The 9,345-nt window shown below is 62.2% G+C and carries 9 protein-coding genes; 5 read left to right on the top strand and 4 right to left on the bottom strand.

The features are described 5' to 3' along the window. Positions 1-550 precede the first annotated feature (550 nt). A complete protein-coding gene (locus tag ACYQ1A_RS13840) occupies positions 551-1,090 on the top strand; it encodes a DUF2087 domain-containing protein (protein WP_499362875.1) in 540 nt (179 codons plus the stop codon). A 9-nt stretch (positions 1,091-1,099) separates the two neighbouring features. On the opposite strand, the gene ACYQ1A_RS13835 is transcribed toward ACYQ1A_RS13840, so the two are convergent. From ACYQ1A_RS13835 to ACYQ1A_RS13825, 3 genes are all read right to left on the bottom strand, one after another. Next, positions 1,100-2,215 carry a phosphoserine transaminase gene (locus ACYQ1A_RS13835; RefSeq protein ID WP_499362874.1) on the bottom strand — a complete coding sequence of 372 codons (1,116 nt, stop codon included), beginning with the start codon at positions 2,213-2,215 and terminating at the stop codon, positions 1,100-1,102. Continuing rightward, positions 2,212-3,432: an ATP-grasp domain-containing protein gene (locus tag ACYQ1A_RS13830; protein ID WP_499362872.1), complete on the bottom strand. Its 1,221-nt coding sequence runs from the start codon at positions 3,430-3,432 to the stop codon at positions 2,212-2,214. Before ACYQ1A_RS13830 ends, ACYQ1A_RS13835 begins: the two co-directional genes overlap by 4 nt. 195 nt (positions 3,433-3,627) lie before the next feature. Further along, positions 3,628-5,640, bottom strand: coding sequence for a tannase/feruloyl esterase family alpha/beta hydrolase (locus ACYQ1A_RS13825; RefSeq protein WP_499362870.1), 2,013 nt, complete (start codon positions 5,638-5,640; stop codon positions 3,628-3,630). Between the two features lie 254 nt (positions 5,641-5,894). On the opposite strand from ACYQ1A_RS13825, the gene ACYQ1A_RS13820 reads away from it, so the two are divergent. Genes ACYQ1A_RS13820 through ACYQ1A_RS13810 form a run of 3 tightly spaced genes read left to right on the top strand, consistent with a single transcriptional unit; the run spans position 5,895 to position 6,935 of the window. Continuing rightward, complete coding sequence (locus ACYQ1A_RS13820; protein ID WP_062225185.1) at positions 5,895-6,221, top strand: ArsR/SmtB family transcription factor; 327 nt, start codon at positions 5,895-5,897, stop codon at positions 6,219-6,221. A gap of 13 nt (positions 6,222-6,234) precedes the next feature. Then, entirely contained in the window at positions 6,235-6,492 is a 258-nt protein-coding gene (locus ACYQ1A_RS13815; protein WP_499362868.1) for a hypothetical protein, read from the top strand. Beyond that, entirely contained in the window at positions 6,489-6,935 is a 447-nt protein-coding gene (locus ACYQ1A_RS13810; RefSeq protein ID WP_499362866.1) for a hypothetical protein, read from the top strand. The genes ACYQ1A_RS13815 and ACYQ1A_RS13810 overlap by 4 nt, the downstream gene beginning before the upstream one ends. A gap of 80 nt (positions 6,936-7,015) precedes the next feature. Here ACYQ1A_RS13810 and ACYQ1A_RS13805 read toward each other — a convergent pair whose 3' ends face one another. Next, the gene (locus ACYQ1A_RS13805; protein WP_062225184.1) at positions 7,016-8,077 is read right to left on the bottom strand and encodes an NAD(P)-dependent alcohol dehydrogenase; all 1,062 of its coding nucleotides are present in this window, start codon (positions 8,075-8,077) and stop codon (positions 7,016-7,018) included. A 218-nt stretch (positions 8,078-8,295) separates the two neighbouring features. Here ACYQ1A_RS13805 and ACYQ1A_RS13800 point away from each other — a divergent pair, with 218 nt between their 5' ends. Then, positions 8,296-9,273: a LysR family transcriptional regulator gene (locus ACYQ1A_RS13800; RefSeq protein ID WP_499362864.1), complete on the top strand. Its 978-nt coding sequence runs from the start codon at positions 8,296-8,298 to the stop codon at positions 9,271-9,273. Positions 9,274-9,345 lie beyond the last annotated feature (72 nt).

The raw sequence follows: 9,345 nt of genomic DNA, 5'->3' as shown, positions 1-9,345 counted from the left end.
TGAGCCACCTCACCAAGCCATATGCAAGTAGCGCGATACGGGCCAGCCACTTTGGGTGGTGGGTCTAGACCCACCCTATCGGTGTTGGGGTGCTGCTTGCGAATGCATAGGGTGGGTCGCGACCCACCTTCCAAAGCCATATGCAAGTAGCGCGATACGGGCCAGCCACTTTGGGTGGTGGGTCTCGACCCACCCTATGGGTGTTGGAGTGCTGCTTGCGAAATGCATAGGGTGGGTCGCGACCCACCTCACCAATCCATATACAAGTAGCGCGATACGGGCCAGCCACTTTGAGTGGTGGGTCTAGACCCACCCTATGGGTATTTCACGGATCCGCCGCCGGGAGGGGGCGCTTGCCGCGTGGCGCGCAGTTGTGGCAGCATTCCGGCCGGGTCTGCAGTTCACCCAGGCGTCGCCGGTCCATGTTGGAACCACGCTAAACCTGCCAGGCGTTACAGCCGAACTTTCTCGCTTGGCCGAATCTTGTGCCGAGCCGTAATGGCGACCACGGCAGTCTTTGCAGACAGGGCACGTTGACAGGATTCTGACCATGTCTCGACCCATCTATCCGTTTTACAGCAGCAATATCTCCGAACTCGCGCGCTCGCTCAAACAGCAATGGGCGGAAGCGCCGGACGCCCCCAGCCATCTGCAAATCCTCAATATGTTGGCCAAGGCCGCGGGCTTTGCCAATTTCCAGCATCTGCGTGCCAGTTGCGAAACCGTTAAACAACAAGAAGCGCAAGAAGCCGCCGTCGTGCCTGCGGTCAAACGCTTGCTGCGCCACTTTGACGAACAGGGCCGTTTGCTGCGCTGGCCCAACAAGTTCAGCGAGCAGCAAATCTGCTTGTGGGCAGCATGGGATGTCTTGCCCCCTGCGGGCGAATATTCCGAAGCCCAGATCAACCAGCCGCTCAAGCAATGCCAGACCTTTAACGACCATGTGATGTTGCGGCGCGAGCTGGTCTCGATGAAATTGCTCGATCGCACCCCCGATGGTCGCAAGTACTGGCGCCTGCCAGGCACGCCCGACGCCGATACCGCCAGTTTGTTGGCGGTATTGCGTGGCCGCCGGGCGCGGGCGGGCTGATCTGCCGCTTTAATCCGGCATGGCATGGCGGTGCTGATGCGCAAAGTCGGCCATAAAGCTGACCAGCGTATCCACCGCCGCCAACGTCACCGCGTTATACAAGGACGCGCGCAAACCACCCACCGAACGATGTCCGCCCAGGCCGCTCAGGCCTGCGGCTTCGGCGCTGCGCAAGAATTGTTGCTCCAGCGCGGGCGTGGCCAGGTTGAATGACACATTCATCAACGAGCGATCTGCCTGCCGGGCGCGACCGCGATAAAAGCCGTTGCTGGCGTCCAGTTGCGCATACACGCGCGCGGCCTTTTGCCGATTGAGCTGATCCATGGCGCTCAGACTGCCGATGTCCTGCTTTAGCCAGCGCGTCACCAGCAGCATGGTGTAGATGGCGAACACCGGCGGCGTGTTGAAGTTGGAACGCGCATGGGCCTGGGCGCGGTAATCGAGAAACCCGGGCAAATCCGCCGGCACGCGCTCGATGATTTCGTCGCGCAGCAAGACCACGGTCACCCCGGCCGGGCCGATGTTTTTCTGGGCGTGCGCGTAGATCAGCGCATAGCGCTCCGCGTCGCATGGGCGCGACAGAAAATCCGACGACATATCGCAAATACGCGGCACGCGATCAAGGCCCGGCACGTACTGAAACTGCATGCCCTCCACCGTCTCATTCGAGGCGTAATGCAGATAGGGGGCGTCGGCGTGGCAATCCAGTTCTTGCGCGGCGGGCAGGCGCTGGTATTGCTCGGGCTGGCCATTCCATAACACGCGCACCGGCCCTTCGCGCTGCGCTTCCGGTATGGCTTTCTGGCTCCAGTAACCGGTTTGCAGATATTCGGCCGGGCGGGTGGCGCCGCGCAGCAAGGTCATCGGAATCATGGAAAACTGCTGCGTGGCACCGCCTTGCAGAAACAGCACCTTGTAGCCACGGGCAATGCCAAGCAGGCCGAGGATATTGGCTTCCAGCTCATCCACCACGTCGGCAAACCATTTCGAGCGATGGCTGATGCCCAGCACTGACAAACCGGTCACCGGCTCGGTAATCAGCGCTTGCGCCAGTTGCTGCAGCACGGTCTCGGGCAAGGCGCCGGGGCCGCCAGAAAAATTAAGGGCGTTGCGTGGATTCATCATTGCGCCTTGCCGCTCAGTTGCAGCAAATAACGTCGTACCGCCTCTCGCGCCAGCGCGATGCAGTCTTGCTTGTGCGGGAACATGCTTTCGCTATCCATGGCGTGGATGACCATGGCGTGGTCGATCTCGAAAATCAGCAAATCGCCGTTGGGCATTTCGGCGCAATCGATGGCCAGATAATCAAGGCCAGCGCGTTGAAACAGTTCGGGCCAGACGCGGCTGTGGCGGGCGGCGAACGGGGCGAAATCACGCATCCATTGCGCTTCTTCGGCGCGTTTGGCCGCTTCTTCATACATGCCGGCGTTAACGTAATGAATCATCCAGTCGCTGGAAATTGCCATATGGCAAGCAAACGGCTCGCCGCGCAGCAATAGCACGCGATATTTGCGGAACTGCCCGTCGGCGCTGCGATAGTCCATAAACGGGGCGATATAGAACTCGGCTTGCGGCGCTTGCGCCAGATAAGCCGCCAGCCCGGCGTCATCCGTAATGCGCGCCAGGCCATGGCCACCGTGCGAATCCAGCGGTCGCACGATCAGCGGGTAATGCAGATCCGGGCAAACCGAATGCACGCCCGAGGCATACAGCTGCACATCGGTACGCGCCAGTTGCCAGCACGGCGGCATGACCAGACCGGGCAAATCCTGCAGCAGGGCGCTGGCGGTATCGCGCGCGATATTGGGGATGTTTTGCGGCGGATTGATCACCGGCCGCGGCCAGCCCGCCAGTTCGATCGACAAACGGGCCAGGGTATCGCGGGTTTCGACCGATTCACCAATCGCCACAAACACCACATCGTGATCAGGCACGCTGGTGGGCATAGGCGCATCCGGGCGCAAATAACAGAACAGCAATTCGACGTCGGTAAATTCCAGCAGGCAGTCGAGCGGCGTATTGACGCTGAGCGGGCCGGGTGCGGCAAAGATCAGCACGGTAACGCGGGCCGGCTGGATGGCGGCGGCGCGGCGGAACAGCGTTTGCGCAGCCAGGCCTTCGGACTGGATCGACAAGCCCAGGTCTTCGCGGCCAGCGGCCATCATGGCGGTGGACAGATTCAGCCAACGCTCGGCTTGCTCGGGCGCGCGGTGCACCGCCTGCAGCGCCACTTCGGCCAGCGCGTTCATATCTGCGCCAGCGATGCTGGCGCGCAAAAACGGCGCGAGCGCCACAAAGCCTTCTTCGCCGGTAAACGGCGTAATGGGCTCAAGGTGGGACATAGCCTGTTTCCCCTGTTGTTGGTCTTGTCGTTGCTGTGCGGAGCTGGGGCCGCCAAGCGTCATCTGCCTTGCAGTATAACGTTGCTGCCGCAGGCCCCGCCGACACAGCCAGTCGGACCAGTATCAGGAAAACAGGCGCAAGCGAGGTGATGCCCCAGCCGCTACTGCTTGTGGCAGTCGCGGCGGGGCGCAGCCTTATTGCGCGGTCGGCGCGTACGGCTTGAAGAAGTCGCTGCCCGCCCATGGCTGCAGCGCCGCTTTGATGACGGCCGGGTCGATGGCGGGGCCGCGTTGATAACTGCTGGCCTGGTCGACGTAGCCATTGCCTTTGTAGACGGTGGTGTACGGCCACGGATAGATCGGGCGCGCGCTCAGCACATGCTCGAATTTGCCACCGGCTTTGGCGTCGCCATCGGGCGGCCCACCTGCGCCATCTTGCGGCGGCTTACCGCCCATGGGCGGCTGCCCACCACCCATACCGCCGCCCATATCACCACCACCACCGCCCATGCCACCGCCCATGCCACCGCCCATGCCACCGCCCATGCCACCGCCCATGCCACCGCCCATGCCACCGCCGCCCGGAGGACCGCGATGGCCGCCTTTGCCGCCTTTGCCTTCACCGCCGGGGCTGCCGCCGCCCATGCCAAAGCCGTTTTGCTCGGTATGGCTGGCAATCACCGCATCGGGCGCGATGCCGGCTTCTACCCAGTTCAGCATCGGCGTCAGCAGATCGACCTGATTCGGGCCTTCGCCATTGCCGCAGTGATACATGCCGGGGAAAAGATAAAAACGCGAAAACTCGTCCGTGGTCGCCTTGCCCAGTTGCTGCTGCAGCGCCGTGTAATACGCAATGCTGTTCAGCGGCGAGATATGCGGATCGGCCCAGCCATGCCACAAGATCAAACGGCCGCCGGCTTTGACAAAGGCGGACAGATCGGGATTGGTGGCGTCATACAACGGATGGCGCGCGCGCAGGCGATCAAACGTTGCCTGGGTAAATTGCAGATCGGCCAGCTGCTTGAGCGGCTGATCGGTAAACGCCAGATGCTGCAGCACTTGCATCGACACCATTGCACTCATGGTGCCTTCATCCTGCGACTGCGGCACATACACGCCAGCCCAGGCCAGCTCCGAGCCGAAGGTGGGCTGGCCCGCCGTCAAACGCACGCCAGTTTTGGCATCACGCGGACCCGCGTAGAACTTGCGCACCACGCCGACTTCTGCGGCGGTTAGACACGCGCTTTTGTCGGTCGCGGCGACCGGGCACTGTATGGTGGCCGGGTCAAAGTGGCAGGCCAGCGGATTGCTGATCAGGCCATCGGCCTGGCCATCCAGCTTGTCGCAGGCCTTGAGTACGGCCTGATGCAGGATGGGCAAACGCGCAGCAATCAAAATGGATTTACCGTCAGCGTCGGTATTGGCGCGCGCCTGCCACGCGTGATAAATCGCGTTTTGCGTCAGAAAGTTGAGCGCGGGCGCACCGGCCAGAATGCCGTTGAAATCGTCGGGATAACGCTGCGCTTCCATCAAGGCTTCGCGGCCGCCATCAGAACAACCGTCAAAATAGGCATAGGCCTCTTGCTGGCCATAAAAGCGGCGCAACAGCGCCTTGCCGGTGAGCGCGGTCAAATGCTGCGCCCGATAGGCAAAGTCAGCGCGCTTTTGCGGGTCATCGCCAAAGCTGGCGTCGTTGCCGCTGTGGCCCATATCCGTGGATGCCGTAACAAAACCACCGGTCTGAAACGGCACGCAACCCTGCGCCACACTGGCCGGGCCGCCGATATTGCCGCACAAGCCGCCACAACCCAGTTGCAGATAACGCTGGGTCCAGCTTTGCGTGGGCAGATCAATCTCAAACTTGATCGAGGGCGCCAGGACGCCTTCGACCTTGCATACCTGCACGTTCTGGCGTGAGGTTTGCGTGCTGGCTGCGGTGATGCGACTACCGGCACCGCCGATGGTGGTCAGATCAAATGCGGCCAGATCGGAACAACTGCGCTGCGCTTTGACCGTGCGCAAAACCGGCGCAGCAGGCGCGGTGTTGGCCGGGCCGGGGCCATTGGGGCCAGCACCGTCTGCCGTGGGCGGCAAGGGCGGCGGGGCGGAAGGTTCAGCGTGCGCGCTGAATGCGCCGCACAAAGTAAGCGCCAGCGCCTGGCTGCACACAGCAAGCCAGCGCCGCAGGGTAGGCCGGTTAACGGTCATGACGGTTCTTCTTCGGGTATGGAGGACGTGATGCGTTCAGCATAGCGGGCGGCGGCAATGCCGGTCTTGCCGCAAGTGAAACGCCACGTAGCGGTATACCCCAGCGGCGACCGGGCTGATACACGGCGTGACAAGCGCGCGGAGCGAGCTCATCCCGGGGGCACGGCGTCAGTGGCCCGGCCTTGCCCCCGCACCTTGAAAAAAATCTGGCATATGAACTTGACTTCATGTCACGTGTAAAATATTGTTTACATATGACAAGCGAAACCCAAGCCCTTTCTGGCGATGCCTTGCTGGCCCAGGTGGCCGCGCTCGATAACCCGCATCGGCTGCGCATCGTGGCCATGCTGGCGAGCGGCGGCCGCAATTACGTCAGCCAGCTGGCCAGAGAACTCGGCATCAGCCGGCCCCTGCTGCATCTGCATTTGCAGAAGCTGGAGGCCGCCGGGCTTGTCAGCAGCCAGCTTGAGCTTTCGCAAGATGGCAAAGCGCTCAATTACTTTGCAGTGACTGATTTCAAGCTTGAGCTGAGCCCGGCGCTGATCGTCGCGGCAGTCCAGACGCTCTCAACCCCTGATTGACCTGAGGCCCCCGATGTCCGAGAACATGATCTTCGCCGCGTTTTTCTTTCCGGCCCTGGCGTTTGTACTGATTTTTGCGATGCGCTATCTCAGCGCCATCATCCAGACCCGCTTGCGCGCTCGGCATGACGAGGCCTACCGCGAGTTGGCCCATAGCGCCACCGCCGCCCAGGCCGAGGCCAGCCGCCAGATCGCCGCTTTGCACAGCACACTCAGCCGCATTGAAACGCGGCTGGGCTCGGTCGAAAAAATCCTGAAAGAGGTGGAATGATGAGCACGCTGACCCGCATTGAAGCAAGCGCTCTCGCTGGCCCGGCTGAGGTCTCGCTATTACGTCTGTACGCCCTGCGTGCTATGTATTTGTTTATTACGCTGGGCCTGGGCGCGGTGGTCTGGCCCGGCGTCTTGCGCGCTGGCCAACACTGGGAATTGATGGAAGGCACGGTGGCGTGCATGTTGGCGGCGTTTTCGCTGCTGTGCCTGCTGGGCTTGCGCTATCCGCTGCAAATGCTGCCGGTATTGCTGTGGGAAGTGCTCTGGAAAACCCTGTGGCTGGCACGCGTGCCCTTGCCGCAATGGCTGGCTGGCCAGCTTGATCCCGGCATCGTGGCATCGGTGTTTGCCTGCTCGATGGTGCTGCTGGTTTACCTGGCCGTGCCTTGGGGCTATGTCTATCAGGCCTTTGTGCGGACGCCGGGTGCACGCTGGCGCTAAGGCGAACGCGGCGCCCAAAAACAAAGCGGCGAGCTTTACCGGCTCGCCGCTTTGCTTTTTACCAGACCGGCTGCGTTTGATCAGGCGGCTTCTTTCAAAGACGCCATATCAATCACAAAACGGTATTTGACGTCGCTCTTGAGCATGCGCTCGTAGGCATCGTTAATGTCTTGCATCCGGATCATTTCGATATCCGAAGTAATGCCGTGTTCGCCGCAGAAATCGAGCATCTCTTGCGTGGCTTTGATGCCGCCAATCAAGGAACCCGCCAGCGCCTTGCGCCCCATCACCATCGGCATGGTATTGAGCGGCGGCTCCAGATCGCCAAGGAAACCGACCAGCGCAATGGTGCCGCCTGCGGCCAGCGTCGGCACATAGGGGTTCAGATCGTGGGCATAGGGCACGGTGTCGACGATCAACTCGAAGCTGCTGGCAACCGCGGCCATCTGTTTTTCGTCGGTCGAAACCACCACATGCGCCGCGCCCAGGCGTTGCGCATCGGCCTCTTTGCCGGGCGAACGGGTAAACAACGTCACTTCGGCGCCCATGGCTTTGGCCAGCTTGATCGCCATATGGCCCAGGCCGCCCAGGCCAACCACGGCCACTTTGCTACCGGCCTTGACGCCCCAGTTTTTCAGCGGCGACCAGGTGGTGATGCCCGCACACAGCAGCGGCGCAGCGCCTTTGAGGTCGAGGCCGTCCGGCATACGCAACACAAAGTGTTCTTTCACCACCACGTTGTCGGAGTACCCACCCTGGGTCATGCTGCCGTCGATGCGATCGGGGGCGCCATAAGTCATGGTGAACATCTCGGCGCAATGCTGTTCTTCGCCGCTGTTGCAAGACGCGCAATGGCCGCAGGAATCAACCATGCAACCGACGCCCACATGGTCGCCCACCTTGAAGTTTTTAACGTCCGAACCGACGGCGGTCACGCGGCCGACGATTTCGTGGCCCGGCACCACCGGATAGCTGCTCCAGCCCCAGTCATTGCGGGCGGTGTGCAAATCGGAATGGCAGACGCCGCAATACAGGATCTCGATCGAGACATCGTCATTGCGCGGCGTGCGGCGGTTAAAGCGGAAAGGGCCCAGCGGCGTGGTGGCCGAGGTGGCGGCGTAGGCGCGTGTGTTGGTGGTCATGATATTTGCTCCGGGTAAACCTGCTGAATGGAGAAAAGCACAGATAAAACGGGGATGCGGCGAACGACGCTTGTGGCTTTTGCTTTGCTGCGCGCCGCGGCATCCGGTGCTGACCCGCACTTTAGGCATATCGCTATCACGCGGCTAGCGCATTTGGCCTTGAATCAGTAGCAAGTATTTATTGATAATGGCCGCTTGCCCTTTATGCCGGAGCCAATATGGCGATCAACGAAATGCGCGCCATCGCCACCTTTGCCAAAGCGGTGGAACTGGGCAGCTTGCGTAAAGCCGCCGTGGCCCAAGGCATGACGCCGCAAGCCGCCAGCCAGGCGTTGGCGCAACTGGAACAGCATCTGGGCGTGCGCTTGCTCCACCGCACCACACGCCAGATCGCGCTCACGGACGAAGGCCAGCAATTTCTGGAAGCCGCGCAGCCGGCGCTGGCGGCGTTGGACCGGGCGCTGGAACGCGTGCGCGCCGCCAAGGGCGATATCGCCGGCCCCTTGCGCATCGTGGGTCCACGCTCGACTTTTGCGCCGATTTTGTGGCCGGTGCTGGACGAATTCTGCAATCGCCATCCCGACGTGCAACCCGATGTGCAACTGGACGACAGCATCGGCAACTGGGTCGAAGACCGTGTCGACGTCGGCTTCCGCATCGGCGGCCCGCCAGCAGACGGCTTGATTGCGCGCCGCCTGTTTCCGCTACAACTGGTCATCTGCGCCACGCCCGCTTATCTCGCCCGCCACGGCGCGCCGCAGACGCTGGAAGAATTGTCGATGCATCGCTGCAATGCGTTTCGTCATCCCGGCACGGGCCAACTGATGCCGTGGTATCTGCGCGTCGGCTCCGCCATCGTGCAGCGCAGTTTGCCGATGACGATGTCGACCAACGATGGCGAACTGGAAATGCACGCCGTGCTCTCAGGCCAGGTTCTGGCGCAACTCCCGGGCTGCGCCGTCGCCGAGCATTTGCGCAGCGGCCGCCTGGTGACCGTGCTGGGCGAGCACATGACCGACCACATGGGCGTGTATGTCTATTACGGCAGCCGCGCCGCCCAGCCCGCGCGCGTGCGCGCGTTTATCGATCTGGTGATCGAGCGGCTGGGGCCGGACAGCCCTTTTATGCTAAGCCCCAAGGAACTGGCCGCAGCCGATGCCGCTGGGCGCAAGGCCGCGCTGTATCGTCGTAGCTGAGTGCATGGCCGGAGCGGGCTGCGGCCGCCGCGCTGTGGTCACTCGGCACCTCGCAGTTTCCGCTCGGCAGGA

The organism is Silvimonas sp. JCM 19000 (assembly GCF_054652575.1).
The sequence above is the reverse complement of the archived record's forward strand: the minus strand, read 5'-3'. Positions and strand labels throughout refer to the sequence as shown.